Genomic DNA, 20821 nt, shown 5'->3' on the forward strand with positions numbered 1-20821 from the left:
TATGCTTTTATGTACTTTGTTTTTTTCCTTGTGGTGCCATTTGTTTTAGTGATGTTTACGCTTACTTGTATAAAGTTTTTTAAACCAACCGATACGGAATCTATTTGGGAGGACATAAAATTTAGCCGTCACCCAATGGAACCTAAAGCGGCCTGCTTCATTAATAATTTAAATACCATAGTTAAAGACAAATACAATATTTTATATGGAACCTGTCTCGATAGCATTCTAGATATTGATAAAGCGGAAACGTCAACCGATGTCCATTCCTATCTAAGAGGATGTCATCTGGATTATGTGCTGGTCGATAGTCAATCCTCATCAGTAAAACTAGTGATCACCGATCCTGAGCATAACTCCCCCGAGCAATCTAAATTTATTGATAATTCATTAGCCGAAGTCGGGGTTAAAGTCATTCACCTGGCCAAGAATCAAAAGTGGGATGAAAGTCTTATCAGAAATGGCTTAGCCGCATAGTCGAACTGAGTGCCGTAGCATCGACTGCGGCATCACCTTTTCTATTTTATTATAAATCAGTATCACTCGTTATGTGAGGGCTCATTATGTCCAGAATTGATAGATTTTCCGTCCCATTACTGGTATCCGTGCTAGTGCTGGGATCCTACTCTGCTGTAGTGACTGCAGCGACAGCGGAGTTAAAAATAAACCAGAATAAACAATGCATCATGTGCCACAAGCGCAACGGGAAAATGTTTGGGCTTCATGCTAATGATGCATTGGATCTAACTTGCCAAAATTGCCACGGAGAAAAGACAGGCCATCCTCGAAAAGCATCCGAGCTTATTGGGTTTGGCACTAAATCTGTCGCCAAAAGTGCAGTTCAAACTGCGGTATGTCTTCAATGTCATGATGTAGAAACGCTGAGTCAGGCCGATTGGACCCACGATGTGCATTCCAACAAGGTTAATTGTGCCAGTTGCCATCAGCTACACCCTGAAGTCGACCCTATCATAGGCGTGACAGCGCCTGAACGTAGCGAAATGTGCAGCGGCTGCCATAGTGCCAAATAACCAGGAGGATACCCAATGAAAAACTCAAGAAGACTCTTCCTTAAGAGCGCGTGTGCTGTCGTCGTTGCCGCATCGGGTTATACGATTGCTAAGAGTTCCACTGAGTCTGTGGAAATGGATGGGAAAAAATATGCCTTGGTGCATGATGAAACGAAATGTATTGGTTGTGATGCCTGCTCCATTGCCTGCCGAGAGGTGAATCAGGTTCCCGAGGGGGTCAGTCGTTTGGAGATTGAGCGTGAAGGGCCTTATGGGGAATATCCAGAGCAATATTTTCGTTTTACGCGTAAATCTTGCCAGCAATGTGAAGATGCCCCATGTGTCAAAGTTTGCCCCACCGGGGCCGCTTATAAAGATCCTGAAACGGGCATAGTCAGTGTCAATTCCTGGAAGTGTGTTGGTTGCCAATATTGTATCGCCGCCTGTCCCTATCAGGTGCGCTTTATTAATCCTGTAACCCATGCCGCTGATAAATGTGATTTCTGCAAAGAGACGCGCTTAAAAGAGGGGAGACAGCCCGCATGCGTGTCAGCATGTCCGACCCAGGCACTAACCTTTGGGGATTTGAAAGATCCTGACTCAAATCTTGTCAAAGTACTTAAGACCGCTCCCAATTATCGCAGTAAGACTGAGCTTGGCACTCGGCCTAAAGTTTTCCGTATTGCATCACAAGAAGGGGATATAACGCTATGAGTCCATTCCATTTTGATGGCCTAGTCTGGCATTGGCCAATCGCCATTTATCTGTTTCTGGCTGGAGTATCCGCCGGAGCAATATCCTTTGCCATATTACTCAAACATTTTAAGTTGGGTAAAGACGCGTATAAATCCGGTTTCATTCAGGCCGCTTGTCTCATCGCTCCCCTAGCCGTCTTCGCAGGGCTCGGGATTTTGGTGCTAGATCTTACCAAGCCATTCGATTTTTGGAAGATCTTGGTTTTTTACAATAGTACTTCCGTGATGTCTGTTGGTGTTGCCGTACTTATGATCTATCAACTGATCCTCTTTGCCTGGTTAATCTGTGTATTTAAAGCGCCGGTACTGAATTGGTGTAATGGCCGTTGGCCTCTAGTGATCAGGTTACTGAATACTCTGGTTAAGCATGAGCCAAGCATTACGGGATTTTTAGCCATATTCGCGATTTCTCTGGGGGCTTACACCGGCTTCCTGCTTTCTGCGCTGACCACGTATCCTATGTTGAATAATCCGGTATTGCCCTTGCTATTTTTGATCTCTGGCTTGTCTTCTGGTGCTGCTGGAACCTTGCTCGGTGGTGTGTTGCTTAAAGGAGATCCAGACGGCAAAGAAGTGCATTTCATACACAATATAGAGATCCCGATCATTTTGGTGGAGATGGTGCTGTTGTTTACCTTCTTCATCGGACTCATCCTCTCGGGGGGGCAGAGCAAAATCGCTGCCATGAGAGCCATCGGAGAAGGTTTTTGGGGCTGGGTATTCTGGGGGGGAATAGTCGTGTTGGGTCTAAGTTTACCACTGGCGTTTAATCTCTTCATGAAAGCGTCTTCGAAGCGAAAATTCTCCTATGTCGCTATCACCGCCAGTTGCAGCCTGATTGGAGTATTACTGCTGCGTAATTTTATTCTCTATACCGGACAAATGACTGTCGCTTAACTATCAAATTTGGAGTTCACCATGTTTAAAGCCTTAGTATTATCAATACTACTAAGTTTCTCTGGAGCAGTATTTGCGGGGGGAATTGCTGATTCCCATACCAAAATGTCAGGGTGTGAAGCCTGCCACGAAGATGGGGTCCCCTCGGACGATGGGGCCTTTGAAAATGAGGCTTGTGCCTCTTGCCACGGGCCCTTGAAGGAGTTGGACAGTGATGTTCATAAGAATCATGAAGGCGCCATGTTGTGTAATGACTGTCATCTGGTGCATGAGGAAGCATTGGCTAAGGACTCCTGCAGTCGTTGTCACTAATTCGATCGTGGACAAGTCTGATTAAGTTGAAGCCAGCCACCAATAAGAGCTGACTGACGAACACTGGTCCAAGCAGGCTTGCTTTAGCCATTTATTTTACCGTACGACAAGGATGTACTTGGGCAGGACGCCATTTTATTTGCCTCACTCTTAAACTTTAGAGTCGCACCCAACCTCCAAATGGGTTTGGCCACTCCCTCACGAGGGTGGTCTTTCTTTTTTAGACGTTGCTCTAACTGACCATAATGACCTTGGTCTGGCCTGATTGATCATTCACTAAAGCTCAGCGGCTGCAAGTGTCGATTCTGCACCTTTCCAAGATTTCTATCCTAAACACAGGGACATGCTCCCTATCACTTTTCGATAGCTTTGTTCTGTACTACGCTTTGCTTAGATTAACTCTGTCAGAGTGCCTAAACGCGTATAGTTCGAGATAAACTCTATGACTGCGAAACCACCTGTAGCTTGATATTAAACGTAGTGCCTTTTCCTGGCTGACTGCTAATTTCAATATCACACTGCAAGATCTCCAGTAACTGCCGCACGATGGCCAGTCCTACGCCTAATTGCGGTAATGCGGTTTGTTTTGCCATCATTGCGAGTGGTTTTTGCGTCATTCGCTTTAATGCTGTTAGCTCATGTTTATGCATACCTGAACCATTGTCGCTAACTTGTAGCCAAACTTTATTTGTGGCCAGATCCCGGATGGTTTGGATCTTAATCATTCCCTGTTCTGGGGTGTAGCGTATGGCGTTATCAATTAAGTTGTTGAGGATCCGCAACAATAGTTGTCGATCGGTGCGAACGGTTAAGTTGTGGCTGTCTACAAAGTTCAACATTACTTTTTTGCTGTTTGCTCTAGGCGCAAACGTTAACTGCAGCTCTTCCAGTAAATCGACCAGATGGAGCTCATTCCAATTTGGGGTTACTTGGCCATTTTCTAGCGCCTCTAACTCAAGCATTTGCCCTAAGAGTTGCTGCAGATGTTGGCTGGCATTGGCTGCCACTTCGATTAAGTCGCTGCTACGTTCATGTGGTGGTAATAATAGCCAAGTGTCGATATAACCTTGCAGTGATGTGAGCGGGGTCTTTAAGTCGTGCGACAGGTGCAACATAAACTCATGCCGTTCTTCTTGCTGGCGGTTAATCGCTTGATGTTGCTGACTCAATGCTTCAAGTAAGGTATTTATATGGCTGCTGAGTTTATTGATTTCACTGCTGCCGGTGTATTGCCTTGGTAATACAACGCCAGCGTTTAACTGCTGGCTAGCGACTAAACGCAAGTCGTTTTCTAGGCGGCTGAGTGGGGCGGTAAATAACTTGAGCAGCAACACGAACAGTACCAAAGCGAAACCTATGGCGATTAAAATCGCAGTGGTCCAAAACTGTGGTGCTTGGTGCTCGCTGACAATTGACTGCCAAGCATCAAAGTCTTCTCCACCAATAATGACATAGAGATAACCCGTCTGTTGTCCGTCTGGTGCGAGTAATCTTGCGGCGGAGAAAATCTTATCTTTACTGGAAGATCTCGGATCGGTGCCGAGTAACGGCAAGTTTGCTCCCTGAATAAAATCATCAATGATGTTGGTGTCAATTTGCGATTGCTTAATTTTTTCCTCTTTGGCGTCGTAGGCAATAACCTTGCCTTGGCGATCTAAGGTATAGATCTCAAAGCTCGGCCCCAATAACATAAAGTCGTGAAAGGCTTCTTTTAAGGCTGCGTCAGAGGTGATCCCTTGCGAGAGGAGTGGATTGATATGCGCCATATGTTCAGCAAGATCTCGGTGTAATGATTGCTGAATTTGATTGCGGCTAAAGTCTTGGCTGAATTGTAACCACTGCCACAGTGCGATAAAGAGGATAAAAATAACTAAGGTGGCAGCCAATAATATGCGGCCAAATAAACTCTTCATTGGTTTTTCTCCGTCGCTAGCCGTGATGAACAGCGATTTCCATTTTGATGTTAGGTGATGCCGCTTCGATACTACTAGGCGTTATCATTTTCCGTTTAGGCTAGCCTTTACGATCATCTATGACGACTTTTTACCTCAAGCTAGGCAGTGGCTTGATTGGCTGGTGGGGTAAATTTATAGCCAACCCCCCAAACCGTTTTGACTAAATCGGCGGTGGATGAACTCTGCGCTAATTTGTTACGTAAGCGATTGATATGAGTATTAACGGTATGTTCATAGCCAGAGTAGGAATAACCCCAAACGGCATCTAAAAGCTGCATGCGACTGAAAACCTGCTTAGGGTGCTGAGCAAGATAAAGTAATAGGTCAAACTCTCGAGCTGTGAGTGCTAAGGTTTCATTAAAGGCGATGACTTCGCGGGTACTACAATTAATGGTGATGCCATTGAACTCTAATGAGTCATCTTGATGTTCAATCTGTTTACCTCGCCTCAGTAATGCTTTGACTCGAGCTCTGAGCTCTAACACGCTAAAAGGTTTTACAAGATAATCATCGGCACCGGACTCTAGACCCAATACCACATCAGCTTCTGAGTCTCTCGCTGTTAGTAACATACAGGGGATCTCATTACCGGCTTCACGGATCTGTTGGCAAAGGGTAATGCCATCGCCGTCTGGTAACATTCTGTCCATTAAAATCAGATCGATCTGCTTGGTCGCTATCACTTGGCTAGCTTGCTGCAGAGTGGTGCAATGGGTGACTGTATGATTCATGCTTTTAAGGTTCAGCATGACCAGTTTTGCTAAGTCTTGTTCATCTTCAATCAATAATATTTTCTTGCTTGAAACAGAGGTGAAAGTGGTATTCGATCTGTTCATGACGAGCTCCCAAAGGCGATCCCTTTTAACAAGACCTACCTTTAAGAACTTTTATTTCGATAATTTTTTAATCAATTAAGCATTGGCGACTATTTAGTGCGCGTGATCTTAATCATCATAACGGGATTATCGAAGCGATGAGAAGCTGACAATACCGAATCAGTGAGTCCATCATCAGCACTTATTACACCGGGATGACCATGGACTTTGTCGTTATCATCGCGGGCTGCATTAAAACCTTCACCGCCATCAGCAGGCCCAGGTATTGTCCCTTTTTCTTCAGAGTTAGCCTCAGTGCCAGCATCGTATGCAATGACTCGCAATGTGGTTGTGTCATCAACAGCTAATGTTGAAAGATTAAAACCTGTAGTGCCTGCGAAAGCATCATTAGTGTTAACGAGCATAGTGACGATAGACAGGTCTGCTACGCTTGATTGCTCTAGGCTCATTGTTATTGATTGAGTGGCGCCTGGCACTAAGACTCCGTCGCCGCTAAAGAGCTCATTGACACCCGTTTCGCCTGCGAGTTCACTACTATCACCCGATTCAGCTAGGGTCTCGAGTGCAACACTGGCGGCCATACCAGTACTCCAAAGTCGACTACCGCTCTCTTGAGCCACGACAGCGACCGGAGACATTGGCTGGTTAGCCGTTAAGTTGGTTATCATCACACTGTAGTCTTGCATCACAGGTGCCACGACGGGCGGCTCGACGGGTGCAGATGAATCATTGTCGTTATCAGAGCAGCCCGCTAAGCTCATGGCTGCAACAGCGATGATTGCCGTGGCACTGTATTTAAAGTTCAGTTTAGGATAGTTCATAGTTTGATCTCCTATTTCACGACAACAGTCACTCGAGCTACAGGGTTTAACCAGCGATGAACACGGCTGTCTAAATCACTTGTGCCAGCATTTACGTCAGTATCACCTAACACACCAGGGTGAATATGCACTTTATCATTGCTACTGCTATCCATTACGCCAGTGGCGTTCATGCCGCCATCGCCACCAGGTGCTGCTGGGATCCCAGGCGTTCCTGCTGCTCCGCCACCATTAATGATCTCATCATTGGCTTCGGTACCAGCATCATAGGCATTAAGGGTAAAAGTATAAGTGCCAGCTTCCGTTGGGATCTTCCAAGCATCTAAGCCGACAAATGCATCGTTAGTCGGCAATACCATCGCGGTAATCGATAAGTGCGTCATTTCACCACTATCGAGCATAATGCTTGCAACTTTAGCACTCGGCGCCAGTAGTCCCATCGCAGGGTTGGCTATCGTCACACCGCCAGCACCTGTAACAGCAGCATCTAGATCGCCAATATCACCCCCTTCAGCCATTTTTTGTAGCGCAGGCGTTGCCATCTCACCGGCCTGAAATAGATGGCTATCCATATCATGTGCAGCAATGAGTAACGGGGTAAAATAGTTACCGTGGGTTAGATTTGTCACACTGATCTCAAGCTCTGCAGCGGTTGCAGGCAGGCTCATTAAACTTCCTAGTATGAGGGCTTTGGTTACGTGGTTAACATTCATGGTATATCTCCGTTGTCTGAATAGTTAAAGCATGACGACGGGATATCACCTGAGTATCTCCAAATAATCACAAAAGTATAACAATGGTAAGTAAATCACTGCTTAATCATTTTTTCAGCGTTTTATTGTCATGGATAACGAGACCGTGGCGGAGTTTATTGAAACCCAAGAGATTATTGTTAAGCTCAAGCTAATTGGGGTCAACTACGCCAAGGGCTATGCTATCGGTCGGCCACAGGCTCTAGATTCTTACCAGCCAATTAATGCGCTGCTGCAACGGTCGGCATAGCGATAGTTGCGGTTTAACGCTTTATATGTGAATTTGGGGTTATCGCGATAAATGTGGGTTAAATATGAATAGCTTCAAAGACAAAGTCATTATTGTTACGGGGGCCTCAGAAGGTATTGGGCGTGCCTTAGCCATTGCACTTGCGCCCTTAGGTTGTCAATTAGTGATTAGTGCTCGTAATCAACAGCGATTAGCGTCCTTAGCATCAGAGCTCACAATATTAGGATTGCCGCCTTTGGTGTGTGCAGCCGATTTAGCGCAACCGTCACAGTGCAAAAGTTTAATTGAAGCATGTATAGCGCGTTTTGGGCGTTTAGATATTCTAATCAATAATGCCGGCATGACAATGTGGTCACGCTTTGATGAACTGACAGACTTAAGCGTGTTATCTCAAATAATGCAGGTAAACTACTTGGCCCCAGCCTATCTTAGTCATGCCGCGATCCCCTATCTTAAACAGACTGAAGGTCAGATTGTTGCCGTGGCTTCGATTACTGGAATGACAGGAGTACCCGCTCGTAGCGGTTATGCCGCTTCTAAACATGCGGTGATTGGCTTCTTTGATTCGTTGAGAATTGAGTTAAGCGACGATAATGTTGCGGTGACAGTGATCTGCCCAGATTTTGTTGTGACTCAAACCCATAAAAGAGCTCTAGATGGTCAAGGAAACCCTTTGGGGACCACGCCAATGCAAGAGTCTAAAATCATGACGGCTGACCGATGTGCACAGCTAATGCTACCCGCAATAGCGCAGCGTAAACGATTGTTGATCACCTCATTTAGAGGTCTATAGGACGATTTTTTAAAATAATCGCCCCCGGCCTGATCGACAAAATCACTCGTAATGCCATAGCATCAGGCCGTTAGCGAATCAATTAATCACGGTTACTTATTAAGATGCTTAACGATAGCGGCTGCCGCATCCTCTTTAGTCGTTGCACTTTTGGTTGGTTCAATGGTTATTGCTGGCGTATGGCCAGTCATATTTTCTGCAATATGTAACCAATCAGGATGCCAATAAAATGAGGTGCCCGCTAAGGTATCCCAATTATGGACGCCAGATGTTTCGCCTTGATAGACAAGATCGCCAAGTGAATATTTCATAAGTAACCCCTATTTAGTGATTTGTTTGTTTCAATATTATTTTTTAGAATAAATATAGTGCGCTTTGAGTGTAGAACTTTTTGTTATCTTGATCACAAAAGTGCTATTTTTTAGAGGTTGGCAATCTAACGAGGTAAGGATAAGTATCTGACAACATGGGATAAAAATAAAACTGTCAAAAGTCATAATGTATGACTCGGCGGTTGTTGTTTTTAGGCTATAGGGAAACGTTAGCTATTTTCTCTCGCGATAGTGGCATGGTACTAGAGTGGCATATTCGGTGCTGAAATACCCAGTATCCCAATAACTCAGCTTATACAGCAATGTATATCCACTCCTCTCTAGCGTTAAATAGATATAAAAAAGCCCAGTTTTCACTGGGCTTTTAATTGAGATTAAATGCTTAGCGATTTAGCTTTTACCATTCTCACGAGCGATAGCACGGTAGGCGATATCGGTACGAAAATACACGTCATCCCAATGGATAGCGTCAACCAATTGGTAAGCAGATGCCTGTGCTTCAGTCACTGTATTGCCCAAAGCGGTAGCGCATAGCACACGGCCACCATTGGTCACGACTTTACCATCTTGCATGCTGGTGCCAGCATGAAACACTTTCGCATCGTTATTGCCTAAGTCTAAACCCTCAATCACATCGTGCTTTCGATATGCATCTGGGTAACCGCCAGCGGCTAATACCACGCCGACAGCGGCACGTGAATCAAACTCTGCGGTCACTTGATCTAGCTCGCCACGAGTTGAGGCTAAACACAGTTCTACTAGATCAGATTTAAGACGCATCATGATCGGCTGAGTTTCTGGATCACCAAAGCGGCAGTTGTACTCAAGCACTTTTGCGCTGCCATCGGGTGAAATCATCAAACCAGCATATAGGAAACCAGTGTAAACATTACCTTCAGCGGCCATGCCATCAACCGTTGGGCGAATTACGTGATCAATGGTCCAATCATGTACGGCTTGAGTCACAACAGGGGCGGGGGAGTATGCACCCATACCGCCAGTGTTGGGACCATGATCGCCATTGTCTCGTGCTTTATGGTCTTGGCTGGTGGCCATCGCCAGAATGTTCTTGCCATCAACCATCACGATAAAGCTGGCTTCTTCGCCTTTTAGGAACTCTTCGATAACAACCCGAGAACCCGCTTCACCAAAGAGGTTACCGGCCAGCATATCGTCAATTGCCGCATTCGCTTCAGTTTGGTCAGCGGCAATAATCACGCCTTTACCTGCCGCTAAACCATCAGCCTTAATCACGACCGGGTAACCCGTTGTCGCCGTTAATTCTGTTACATAAGCCTTAGCGGGCGCAATGTCGGTAAAGTTTGAGTAAGCCGCGGTTGGAATATTGTGGCGTGCTAAAAAGTCTTTAGTGAAAGCTTTGGAAGATTCTAGCTGCGCAGCACCTTGAGTTGGGCCAAAAATGGGCAAGCCGGCTTCATTGAAAGCATCTACAAGCCCCAATGCGAGTGGGACTTCAGGGCCTACAATGGTAATAGCCACTTTTTGCTCTGCTGCGAAAGCCACCAATGCAGTGATCTCTTCAACGTTAATCGCCACGTTTTCTAACTTTGGCTCTAAAGAGGTGCCAGCATTACCGGGTGCAACAAAAACAGTTTCAACTTGTGCTGATTGCGCCGCTTTCCATGCCAATGCATGTTCGCGACCGCCTCCACCAATAACTAATACTTTCATTTTTTTATCCTTTATCGCTTCTTCATCAATCCTTGTTTGGCATCAAACATACTCATGTATTGGCATACATTGCGTGTGTTTTCTTTACCCAAGAATCGATGACTTTGCGCTAAACCCTAAAATTAATTTTGTTGGAAACTCTAAATCCTAAAATCTAGGATCTAGAATCTGCTTATAAATTAATGACGGAAGTGACGCATGCCAGTAAACACCATTGCCATGCCGTGCTCATCTGCCGCATTGATAATCTCTTGGTCACGAATAGAGCCACCAGGTTGGATGATACAGCTAATGCCAGCAGCGGCAGCAGCATCAATACCGTCACGGAATGGGAAGAACGCATCAGATGCCATCACTGAGTCTTGAACGACTAGCCCTTCGTCAGCCGCTTTAATACCTGCCACTTTAGCGCTATACACTCGGCTCATTTGGCCTGCGCCAACACCGATTGTCATGCTGTTTTTAGCGTAAACAATCGCGTTTGATTTGACAAACTTAGCCACTTTCCAGCAGAACATAAGATCTTTCATTTCGCTAGCTGTCGGTTGGCGTTTAGAGACGACTTTAACATCATCCAATCCAACCATGCCTTGGTCGCGATCTTGCAGCAATAAGCCACCGTTAACACGTTTGTAATCAAGGCTCTTAGTCTTGCTAGCCCATTGTCCACATTCAAGTACGCGTACGTTAACCTTTGCTGCAACAATGTCGCGTGCTGCTTGGCTAACAGACGGGGCAATGATCACTTCAACAAATTGACGCTCAACAATCGCTGCTGCGGTGGCTGCATCTAACTCGCGGTTAAAGGCGATAATGCCACCAAACGCTGACGTTGGGTCGGTTTGGAATGCACGGTTATAGGCTTCTAACAGGTTTTTACCAATAGCCACACCACAAGGGTTAGCATGTTTCACGATGACACATGCTGGCTCATTAAACTCTTTAACACATTCAAGTGCTGAGTCCGTATCGGCGATATTGTTATAAGACAATGCTTTGCCTTGCAACTGAACGGCAGTTGCAACAGAGGCTTCATCGATATGGATATCAACGTAAAAAGCGGCTGTTTGATGGCTATTTTCGCCATAACGCAGATCTTGCTTTTTAACTAATTGAGTATTGTAAGTGCGTGGGAACTTAGAGTCTTCATGACACTCGTCTTTGCTATGTGCAGGGACCTTAGTGCCGAAGTAGTTAGCGATCATGCCATCATATGCAGCAGTGTGCTCAAACGCCGCAATCGCGAGATCAAAACGTGTTTCCAGCGTAGTACTGCCGTTATTTGCGTTCATTTCTGCAATAACACGGCCGTAGTCGTTAGCGTTAACCACTATGGTAGTATCTTTATGGTTTTTAGCGGTTGAGCGAACCATCGTTGGGCCGCCAATATCGATATTCTCGATAGCGTCCGCAAGGGTGCAACCTTCTTTTGCGACGGTTTCTGCAAATGGATATAAGTTAACAGCAACCAAATCGATAGGGTTGATGTTGTTTTGCTCCATTACAAGCTCGTCTATACCACGGCGTGCCAAAATTCCACCATGCACTTTCGGGTGCAAAGTTTTGACACGGCCATCCATTATTTCTGGGTGGCCAGTATAATCCGATACTTCAATGACTGGCACACCATTATCTGCCAACAGGCGGGCAGTGCCACCAGTAGATAGTAGCTCAACACCTTGAGCATGCAGCGCTTGTGCAAACTCTAAGATTCCGGTTTTATCTGAAACGCTTAACAGCGCGCGACGAATAGGTCTGGCATTATTCATTGTAGGTATAGGGTCCAGTAGTTATTTTAAGGATCTTTCGGAAAACAGAACAGTATTGCGTTTGCGAACGCCTACACTGCTTTCCAAAAGTCCCTCAATTTACTCTCCCGTCACGGCGCGTATATTTTAACGCAGTTTTATCCTTGACGGTGTTTTTTTCTGCGCGATTTCACAATACGGTAAACAGAACAAGCATTGATCCAGTTTTTTGTTCAAGATAGCCTTGACCTTGGATACAACTCCAAGGTTTATACTTTGAACATTGATAAATATCGCATCGGCAATATTTGGCAGTCTATCGCGGTGAGATTAGGAGAGAATGATGTATCGAATTGGTGAGCTGGCACAGTTGTGTGAGGTCAGAACGGATACGTTAAGGTTCTACGAGAAACATGGTCTGTTATCACCTTCATCGAGAACAGATTCGGGTTATCGTATCTATACCCAAGCTGATGCTGAACGCTTACGCTTTATTTTGCGTGCTAAAGCGGTCGGTTTTACACTAGCAGAAATAGCGGAACTGCTGTCGATTGAGTTAGACAAGTCCAATTGGGCCTGTGCTGATGTTAAAGGATTAGTTGACGATAAGCTGGCTAATGTTGAGGCCAAGATTGCCGAACTGAACCATTTTCAACTCTCTTTGCAACGACTATCTCAAGCGTGTTGCGGTGGGCCTGAAAGCGCAGAACATTGCTCCATTTTAGAAGCGTTAGAGTCGAGTACTGAGAACATTCGCTGTGAAAATCATAGCCATACTCACGACGATGCCCAGTTTACTAAAACGTGCCAAGACAAATCAGCGGTTAAGAATTCACAAGAGAAATAGTTATGTTATTAAACAACTTTATCGACCTTTTTTTAGACTCGGCGCCTTGGCTGTTATTGGGCTTAGTGTTGGCGGGCATGCTCAAAATGTTTGTGCCTATGGCTTGGATGCAAAAACAACTTGGCGGCCACGGTTTTAAAACCGTAGTTAAAGCGGCCGTACTGGGTGCGCCTTTACCTTTATGTTCATGTGGTGTTATTCCTGCGGCAGTCGGCTTGCGCCGTAGCGGAGCATCAAAGGCTGCCACTACCTCCTTTTTAGTCTCTACGCCAGAAACTGGGGTTGACTCAGTGACGGTGTCTTACGTGTTGCTCGGCCCATTCATGGCGATTGTTAGGCCAATAGCAGCTGTTATCAGTGCAATTGTGGCAGGCCTATTAGTCGGACGTGACGACGATGACGGCAAACCCGCAGCCGATCAAGCTAAGCAAGCCGAGACATCATCATGCTGTAGTAGTAAGAAAGCGGAACCTAAAGTGGCCACTAGCTCATGCTGTGCAAGTGAAAAGAAAGCACCGCTGAGTATGAAACCGGTTGCAGATAGCAGCGTAATGTCAATGCCAGTCAATGCTGCACCACTGAATTTAAACCAAGCAGCAGGGGCTAAGCAATCAAGTTGCTGTAGCAGTAAAAAAACAGCGCCAATTCAGACTGAAGCTGCCACTTCGTCATGTTGCAGTTCAAAGTCGTCAGACACTACCGCTGAAACTGAAAGCTGCTGCGAGTCGACGAAAGATATCGCTACCGAGTTAAAAGGCACTTCGGTTATTAGTCGTATCGGTAAAGGCTTACATTTTGCGGCGACAGATTTAGTGCGTGATACTACAGTGTGGTTATTGGTCGGTTTATTTTTTGCCGCCTTAGTACAAACTTATGTCCCCGCTGACTTTATGGCAAAATGGGGCGATGGCATTTTAGCGATGTTGGTAATGGTCGTAATTTCTGTCCCTATGTATATCTGCGCGACAGCATCAACGCCTATTGCGGCGGGTTTACTACTGGCTGGCGTTTCACCTGGTGCAGTATTGGTGTTTATGTTGGCGGGCCCTGCGACGAATATAGCCACCTTAGGCGTGGTGACTAAAGAACTAGGCAAGCGCGCGCTATTTGGTTATTTAGGCGGTGTATTGGGCGTGGCATTAGTCTCGGGCATTATCGTCAACTACCTTGTCGAAACCTTTGGTTTTGTGGTTATGCCGCAGATTGGTGAGCAACATAACTTGTTGCCAGCGGCGATTGTCTACACTTCAGGTATTGTGCTTGCCATACTTATGGCTAAAGTCTTTTTAGACATGCTACCTAAAAACTGGTGGCGTCGAGATTGCTGCTCATAGTGTTACCCATCGTATAGGCTTATGCATTAAATTGATGGGTGTATAGATTGGCAGCAGAAAAAAGGCACTCATTGAGTGTCTTTTTTTATATTCATTAAAGCTGTCTGTTGAGACTGTGAGGTGACGAGAGTGCTTAAACTATCGACCATTTAGTCCGCCGCGGTTTGCTGTGGATCAACAAACACTCATCACTATTGAACATAGTAGCAGTCATATTATGTTCATTTTCGATATCAATATTTCATCATCTTCATCCAAACATGGTGCTAAAAACAGCATGTCCCTCGTTCAATGCTGCAAATATCATCTCTTCGACCTAGAGCTGTGCAAATTACGGCAACGGCAATTTGGCCCTATTTCCAGTTAAATCTAAATTAGTCGCTGCCACAGTGACGTTATAGGTGCGCCATATTGTCTCGATATAAATAAATAGCCTTCTGAAAAATTGAATAGCCTTTGTTATTTATAATCGATATCGGCATGTTGCAGGCTTATATTCCCTTGCAAGCCTGATATGGAGGCCTTTTCTAACGGAATTACGTTTTTATCATAGTCTCTATTTATCTTTTTACGTCGACACCTTTAGGGACATATTGTCGTTTTGAGTGGGTTAAATTGTCCTCTCTCGTTATTTGTGAGTTGAAGGGTGTTTAATGCTATACCTCTTGATCTCTGATTGCATTATTAGGCATAAATGCTGAGTTTCTATTATTTTTTGGCATTTAATTCTGTTGGTGTTTTGTTGTGATCTCGATCGTGCGTTAGTAATTGTCGGTATAGGTGACTTTAGGGATAATCCGTTGGCGTTGACGCGTCTTCGTTTAGCGTGCGGCTTAGCAAGACAAGTTAACGACAAAAACCAAACTACAGTGTCGAGATGAGAACCTCGGCCTGGGTAGAAAGAAAACTAATTGTGTGAGGGTAATATGAACAGACGTCAGTTTTTTAAACTGTGCGCGAGTAGTACTGCAACCTCAGCGATCTCTGCACTTGGGCTGTTGCCCAGTAAAGCGTTTGCTGCGGTTCGTGAGTTTAAACTACTAAGAGCGAAAGAGACCCGCAATAACTGTTGTTATTGTTCAGTGGGTTGTGGCTTATTGATGTACAGCCATGGCAGTAACGGCAAAAATGCCGAAAAATCTATTTTCCACATTGAAGGCGATGCGGACCATCCGGTTAACCGCGGCTCACTTTGCCCTAAAGGTGCAGGCCTGGTGGACTATGTGAACAGTCCGAACCGTAACCACTTTCCTGAAGTACGTGAACCAGGTACTAATGAATGGAAACGCATTAGCTGGAATGAGGCATTCGGTCGTATTGCTCGCTTGATGAAAGATGACCGTGATGCAAACTTTATCGAAAAGAACAGCGATGGAACCACGGTAAACCGCTGGTTGAGCACGGGGATGATGACCTCCTCTGCACAGCCAAACGAAGGCGCTTATATTACCCATAAATTTGCCCGTTCTCTTGGCCTCGTTGCCATCGATACTATTGCACGTAACTGACACTCCCCAACGGTAGCAAGTCTTGCTCCAACATTTGGGCGCGGTGCCATGACCAACCACTGGATCGATATTAAGAACTCCAATGTCGTGGTGATCATGGGCGGTAATGCCGCCGAAGCACACCCTGTCGGTTTCGGCTGGGTAACAGAAGCCATGGAACACAATAACGCCAAACTGGTTGTTGTCGACCCTCGTTATAACCGCAGTGCTGCACTGTCGGATTGCTACGCGCCTTTGCGCAGTGGTACAGATATCGCCTTTTTGCTCGGCTTAAGCCGGTACCTGATTGAAACTAAACAAGTTAACTATGACTATGTGAAGGCTTATACCAATGCCTCTTATATCGTCCGTGAAGATTTCGAATTTAATGAAGGTCTGTTCAGTGGTTTCGATGAGAAGAGTCGCACCTATGACAAAGAGACTTGGTACTACGAGCTTGATGAAGACGGTTATGCCAAAGTCGACGAAAGTTTTGAACATCCTCGCTGTGTATGGAACCTGCTGAAACAGCATGTGGAACGCTACGATTTTGACACCGTCAGCAACATCACAGGTACCCCTGTTGAGGATTATGAAAAAGTGTGTGCCATCATCGGCAGCACCTACACCCATGACAAAGCAGCAACCTTCATGTACGCCTTAGGTTGGACTCACCACACTAAGGGCACGCAAAATATCCGTTCTATGGCCATGGTTCAGCTATTACTGGGCAATATTGGCGTACTCGGTGGTGGTGTGAACGCACTTCGTGGTCACTCAAATGTGCAGGGCGCAACGGATATGGGGCTACTGTGTCAGGCACTGCCTGGTTACCTCAAATTACCGAGTGATAAAGATACGAGTTTACACACCTATCTCGAACACCATACGCCAAAACCACTGCGTCCGGGTCAGACCAACTATTGGTCAAACTACCCTAAGTTTTTCATCTCTCAGATGAAGAGTTTCTGGGGCGAGAACGCCACCAAAGAAAACAGTTTCGGTTATGACTGGTTACCGAAGTGGGATCAGCAATATGACTTCACTAAACACATCGACATGATGTACCACGGCGAGGTTAATGGCTATTTTATTCAAGGGGTTAACGCGATTAACTCTATGCCGAACCGTAACAAGACGTTAGCGGCATTTAGCAAGCTGAAGTTCATGGTGGTGATGGATCCACTCGCGACAGAAACATCCGTCTTCTGGAAAAAAGACGACAAGTTTAATGATGTCGATCCAAGCCAGATCCAGACACAGGTTTTCCGTCTGCCGACAACCCTGTTTGCCGAAGAGGAAGGCTGTATTGTCAACTCGGGTCGCTGGATGCAGTGGCACTGGAAAGGCGCGAATGCACCAGGTGAGTCTAAGCCTGATGCTGCGATCTTATCCGGTATCTTGATGAAGCTCCGAGCGCTTTATAAAGAGGAAGGCGGCGTATTGCCTGAGCCGATAAATGCGATTAACTGGGCTGGCTATCACGACTCTCATTTCCCGCATGGGTCGGAAGTGGCAAAAGAGCTCAACGGTATTGATCTTAAAACGGGTAAGCAGCTGGATAGTTTCAGTCAGCTTAAAGATGACGGTAGTACTGCCTGTGGCTGCTGGATCTACTCGGGTTCTTGGACCGAAGAGGGCAACTTGATGGCCCGCCGTGATAACTCGGATCCGTCCGGCAAAGGTATCACTCCGGGTTGGTCATTCGCGTGGCCTTCTAATCGTAGAGTGCTCTACAACCGCGCGTCATGTGACGTTAATGGCAAGCCTTGGGATCCAAAGCGAACCATTGTGGAGTGGAAGCATGATAAATGGCATGGCATCGATGTAGGTGACTTCAATATGAAGCTGACACCACAAGAATCGGCTCATCCGTTTATTATGCAACAAGAAGGTGTTGGACGTTTCTTTGCCCTTAAACACCTGGCTGAAGGACCTTTCCCTGAGCATTATGAGCCCATGGAATCGCCTATTGGCACCAATCCATTGCATCCAAAAGTTGTTAGTAATCCTGCGGTACGTATGCTCGATGGTGTAGCAGAAACCTTAGGTTCGCATAAGGAATATCCGTATGTGTGTACCACATACTGTGTGACTGAACACTTTAACTTCTGGACTGCGCATTGTCGTTTAGCGGCTATCTCGATGCCTGAGACGTTTGTTGAAATTGACGAAGTATTGGCGGCAGCTAAAGGGATTAACAGCGGCGATTGGGTCACCGTGAGTTCTAAACGTGGGGAGTTGCAGACCAAGGCATTAGTGACTAAGCGCCTACAACCGCTCAAGGTTCATGGACAGCTAGTGCACACCGTGGGATTACCGCGTCATGGCGGTTATAACGCGCTAACTCGCAAGAGCAGCAGTTGTAATGTTCTGACCACAGAAGTCGGTGATGCAAATACTCAGGTGCCTGAATTTAAGGCATTCCTGGTAAATGTTACTAAGGTGGAGGCGATCTAATTATGTCTACTCAAGATATTATTTTAAGCTCCGGCACCTCTAGGCTCAGCCCCGCGGCGCAGGTAAGAAAGAAACTGAGCAAGGTGGCCAAGTTATTTGATGCCACCAAGTGTAACGGCTGTAAGGCTTGTCAGGTTTCCTGCTCTGAGTGGAACGATCTGCGGGCACCCATAGGTGAGTTTACTGGTAGCTACCAAAACCCGGCGGACCTTTCCTCCGAGTGCTGGACTCTGATGAAGTTTAACGAGGTTACCGATGAGAAAGACAAGCTACTACGTTGGCAGTTTACTCATACAGCCTGCATGCATTGTGATGATCCAGCTTGCTTGACCGCTTGTTCGACCAAAGATGCCATTGTTCAACATGCCAACGGTATTGTGGACTTTGACTCTGACAAATGTATCGGCTGTGGATATTGCGTAACCGCTTGTCCATTTGATGTCCCTAAGCTCGACTCTGTGGATCAAAAAGCCTACAAATGCACCATGTGTTCTGACCGATTGCAAGTGGGTCAGGAACCCTCATGTGTGAAGTCATGTACCACTGGCGCGCTGAAGTTTGGTACTCGTGAAGACATGCTTTTTATCGCAGATATGCGTATTAAGCAACTTCACGAAAAGGGCTTTACTAAGGCTGGATTGTATAACCCAAAAGGGGTTGGCGGTACCGGTATGATGATGATTTTGCATGATATCGATGACCCACAAAGTTATGGTTTACCCGCTGATCCAAAGACCAGCTTGTCGATCAAACTATGGCAAGACCTAGTCAAACCTTTGGGAGCTGCAGGGATTATCGCCACTGTGGCGGTGGCTTGTCTGCACCGTATCACTGTGGGCCGCAATATCGTCGAAGAAGATGAACCTGCTGCGTTCGATCACTCTCACCCAAGCAAGTCAGATAAGGAGTAACGCTCATGCATAAGCAGAATAAGATTTTGCGCCATAAGTTGTTCGATCGGATCTGCCACTGGTTTGTGGTGGCGGTGGGCTTGGTGACTTTTCTTACCGGCTTTGGTTTCTTTTTCCCATCTTTTCAATGGTTGGGAGCCATTGCAGGTACGCCGCAGATGGCGCGCTTTGTTCATCCTATCGCCGGCTTGATGATGTGTCTGCCGTTGATGTTGATACTCGTGCGTTATTACCACCATAACAAGTGGGAAAAGAACGACCTTAAATGGATGCTAGCTATCAAGGATGTGATGTTTGAAAACGAGGACAAAATCCCCGCTATCGGCCATTACAATCCGGGGCAAAAAGTGCTGTTTCGCACCTTTGTGGTGACCTCTGTCGTGTTGACAGTGACTGGCATCATGATGTGGCAGCCCTACTTTGCGCCTTACTTTGCCTCCGCCGCTATCGAGTGGGCCATCTTGTTGCACGCCATTTGTGCGGTGATCATGTTGATCTTCGTCATCGTGCATTTCTGGATGGCTACCTGGGTAGAAGGGTCGGTTGCAGGCATGTTGTATGGCTCTGTTTCAAGAGCCTGGTGTAAGAAGCACCATCCCAACATGCTTAATGATCCAAAACTAAAGACTATAAAGCAGGAAAAACACTAATTATGAGCACAGCAATACTCGACGCTGAAAAAATCCCGGCCCAGAAATTGGAGATCAAAACCTTGATCCCTGCAGATCCTCAAGCGATCTACCAATTCCGGGCTGCAAGGCTCGCAGAGCTCGCTGAAGAGTCAGGTTTGCCTGATTACTTTCGCTTGCTGAAGCTGTTGGTCAGCGCACAAGCCCGGGTAGCCGGCGTTGCCACACCGACAGATTTATCTGAGCTGAGCTGCTTTGGCCCCAAGCCTGAGTTTGATTTCGAGCAAAGTCAGCCTATGGCACAGGGTCATTTTGAGTGGGGAAACTATTGGCAGTCGGTATTGCTGGAGCTCATAAGTGATCTCTTGCCTAAGCTCTTGTCCAAGCCTTCGTCTGAATCTTCGCCTGAAAGTGCGGCGGATCTAACGGCAGTACTAAAGGCGTTAGCGAGTACTGAACCGGAAACCTTACAGCAATATGCCGAGGCGATGTTACTCGGTCACTTTGCAGAGGTTCCGGCTGAGTACACCCTGTTTATCTGGGCAGCGCTATCAGTCTATTGGTCTCACTGGGCGACGGATGTAGCAACAGCTTTAGCAACAACGGGACAAGGCTATAAAACCCTATGCCCGGTGTGTGGCTGTCATCCGGTGGCGAGTGTTATCAAGGAGAAACCACGCACAGGTTTACGTTATCTACATTGCAGCTTATGTGAAACTGAGTGGCATCAGATCCGTGCCGAGTGCACCTCTTGTGGTGAAGACAAAGGGGTTTTTCTTTGGGCTGAAACAGAAACTAAGGCCGCTGTGCGGATCGAAAGCTGTGACACCTGTAAGGGGTACACCAAGATGTTGTTTACTGACATCAACCCCAAATTCGAGGTCGCAGTGGATGATCTAGCAACGCTACTTATGGATAAATATGTGGTAGAGCAAGGCTATTTGGCCACAACGGTTAATCCGCTATTGCTGGCTCACGAGCAGTAAAGTAAGTCCCGTCA

The 20821-nt window shown here is 46.2% G+C and carries 19 protein-coding genes and 1 pseudogene; 13 read left to right on the forward strand and 7 right to left on the reverse strand.

The window, feature by feature from the left end:
- From CXF86_RS12535 to CXF86_RS12555, 5 genes are all read left to right on the forward strand, one after another.
- The coding region (locus CXF86_RS12535; RefSeq protein WP_102039140.1) for a DUF2726 domain-containing protein at positions 1–477 on the forward strand (477 nt) is incomplete at its 5' end.
- An 86-nt stretch (positions 478–563) separates the two neighbouring features.
- The gene (locus tag CXF86_RS12540; protein ID WP_102039141.1) at positions 564–1031 is read left to right on the forward strand and encodes a cytochrome c3 family protein; all 468 of its coding nucleotides are present in this window, start codon (positions 564–566) and stop codon (positions 1029–1031) included.
- 15 nt (positions 1032–1046) lie between these two features.
- Entirely contained in the window at positions 1047–1724 is a 678-nt protein-coding gene (locus CXF86_RS12545) for a 4Fe-4S dicluster domain-containing protein (protein ID WP_101090373.1), read from the forward strand.
- On the forward strand, positions 1721–2662 hold the full coding sequence (nrfD, locus tag CXF86_RS12550; protein ID WP_101090372.1) for a cytochrome c nitrite reductase subunit NrfD: 942 nt from the start codon (positions 1721–1723) through the stop codon (positions 2660–2662). The genes CXF86_RS12545 and nrfD overlap by 4 nt, the downstream gene beginning before the upstream one ends.
- A gap of 21 nt (positions 2663–2683) precedes the next feature.
- A complete protein-coding gene (locus CXF86_RS12555; protein ID WP_101090371.1) occupies positions 2684–2974 on the forward strand; it encodes a cytochrome c3 family protein in 291 nt (96 codons plus the stop codon).
- 440 nt (positions 2975–3414) lie between these two features.
- Here the strand turns inward: CXF86_RS12555 and CXF86_RS12560 are convergent, their stop codons facing one another.
- The 4 genes from CXF86_RS12560 to CXF86_RS12575 form a co-directional block, all read right to left on the reverse strand.
- The gene (locus CXF86_RS12560) at positions 3415–4887 is read right to left on the reverse strand and encodes a sensor histidine kinase (protein WP_101090370.1); all 1473 of its coding nucleotides are present in this window, start codon (positions 4885–4887) and stop codon (positions 3415–3417) included.
- A 140-nt stretch (positions 4888–5027) separates the two neighbouring features.
- The gene (locus CXF86_RS12565; RefSeq protein ID WP_102039142.1) at positions 5028–5765 is read right to left on the reverse strand and encodes a response regulator transcription factor; all 738 of its coding nucleotides are present in this window, start codon (positions 5763–5765) and stop codon (positions 5028–5030) included.
- An 89-nt stretch (positions 5766–5854) separates the two neighbouring features.
- Positions 5855–6586, reverse strand: a complete 732-nt coding sequence (locus CXF86_RS12570; protein ID WP_101090368.1) for a spondin domain-containing protein — start codon at positions 6584–6586, stop codon at positions 5855–5857.
- 11 nt (positions 6587–6597) lie between these two features.
- Positions 6598–7299 carry a spondin domain-containing protein gene (locus CXF86_RS12575; protein ID WP_101090367.1) on the reverse strand — a complete coding sequence of 234 codons (702 nt, stop codon included), beginning with the start codon at positions 7297–7299 and terminating at the stop codon, positions 6598–6600.
- Between the two features lie 130 nt (positions 7300–7429).
- Here CXF86_RS12575 and CXF86_RS22590 point away from each other — a divergent pair, with 130 nt between their 5' ends.
- Together CXF86_RS22590 and CXF86_RS12580 are read left to right on the forward strand one after the other, a co-directional pair.
- Complete coding sequence (locus CXF86_RS22590; protein ID WP_145991688.1) at positions 7430–7588, forward strand: EAL domain-containing protein; 159 nt, start codon at positions 7430–7432, stop codon at positions 7586–7588.
- A 64-nt stretch (positions 7589–7652) separates the two neighbouring features.
- A pseudogene (locus CXF86_RS12580) lies at positions 7653–8455 on the forward strand (SDR family oxidoreductase).
- Between the two features lie 18 nt (positions 8456–8473).
- Here the strand turns inward: CXF86_RS12580 and CXF86_RS12585 are convergent.
- The 3 genes from CXF86_RS12585 to purH all read right to left on the reverse strand — a co-directional run bounded on the left by CXF86_RS12585 (position 8474) and on the right by purH (position 12174).
- Positions 8474–8692 carry a hypothetical protein gene (locus tag CXF86_RS12585; RefSeq protein WP_101090365.1) on the reverse strand — a complete coding sequence of 73 codons (219 nt, stop codon included), beginning with the start codon at positions 8690–8692 and terminating at the stop codon, positions 8474–8476.
- Positions 8693–9103: 411 nt separating this feature from the next.
- Positions 9104–10405, reverse strand: coding sequence for a phosphoribosylamine--glycine ligase (gene purD / locus CXF86_RS12590; RefSeq protein WP_101090363.1), 1302 nt, complete (start codon positions 10403–10405; stop codon positions 9104–9106).
- Positions 10406–10584: 179 nt separating this feature from the next.
- Entirely contained in the window at positions 10585–12174 is a 1590-nt protein-coding gene (purH, locus tag CXF86_RS12595; protein WP_102039143.1) for a bifunctional phosphoribosylaminoimidazolecarboxamide formyltransferase/IMP cyclohydrolase, read from the reverse strand.
- 322 nt (positions 12175–12496) lie between these two features.
- On the opposite strand from purH, the gene zntR reads away from it, so the two are divergent.
- From zntR to fdhE, 6 genes are all read left to right on the forward strand, one after another.
- Positions 12497–13000, forward strand: a complete 504-nt coding sequence (zntR, locus tag CXF86_RS12600) for a Zn(2+)-responsive transcriptional regulator (RefSeq protein ID WP_101090361.1) — start codon at positions 12497–12499, stop codon at positions 12998–13000.
- A 2-nt stretch (positions 13001–13002) separates the two neighbouring features.
- Positions 13003–14334 (forward strand): SO_0444 family Cu/Zn efflux transporter, encoded by a 1332-nt coding sequence (locus CXF86_RS12605; protein ID WP_101090360.1) that lies wholly within the window; start codon positions 13003–13005, stop codon positions 14332–14334.
- A 926-nt stretch (positions 14335–15260) separates the two neighbouring features.
- Positions 15261–18281, forward strand: coding sequence for a formate dehydrogenase-N subunit alpha (fdnG, locus tag CXF86_RS12615; protein ID WP_145991689.1), 3021 nt, complete (start codon positions 15261–15263; stop codon positions 18279–18281).
- A 2-nt stretch (positions 18282–18283) separates the two neighbouring features.
- Entirely contained in the window at positions 18284–19192 is a 909-nt protein-coding gene (gene fdxH / locus CXF86_RS12620; RefSeq protein WP_101090358.1) for a formate dehydrogenase subunit beta, read from the forward strand.
- Between the two features lie 5 nt (positions 19193–19197).
- Entirely contained in the window at positions 19198–19842 is a 645-nt protein-coding gene (locus CXF86_RS12625) for a formate dehydrogenase subunit gamma (protein WP_101090357.1), read from the forward strand.
- Between the two features lie 2 nt (positions 19843–19844).
- Entirely contained in the window at positions 19845–20807 is a 963-nt protein-coding gene (gene fdhE, locus CXF86_RS12630) for a formate dehydrogenase accessory protein FdhE (RefSeq protein ID WP_102039145.1), read from the forward strand.
- Positions 20808–20821: the final 14 nt, after the last annotated feature.

It is taken from the genome of Shewanella sp. GutCb, from assembly GCF_002836135.1.
Lineage (GTDB): Bacteria > Pseudomonadota > Gammaproteobacteria > Enterobacterales > Shewanellaceae > Shewanella.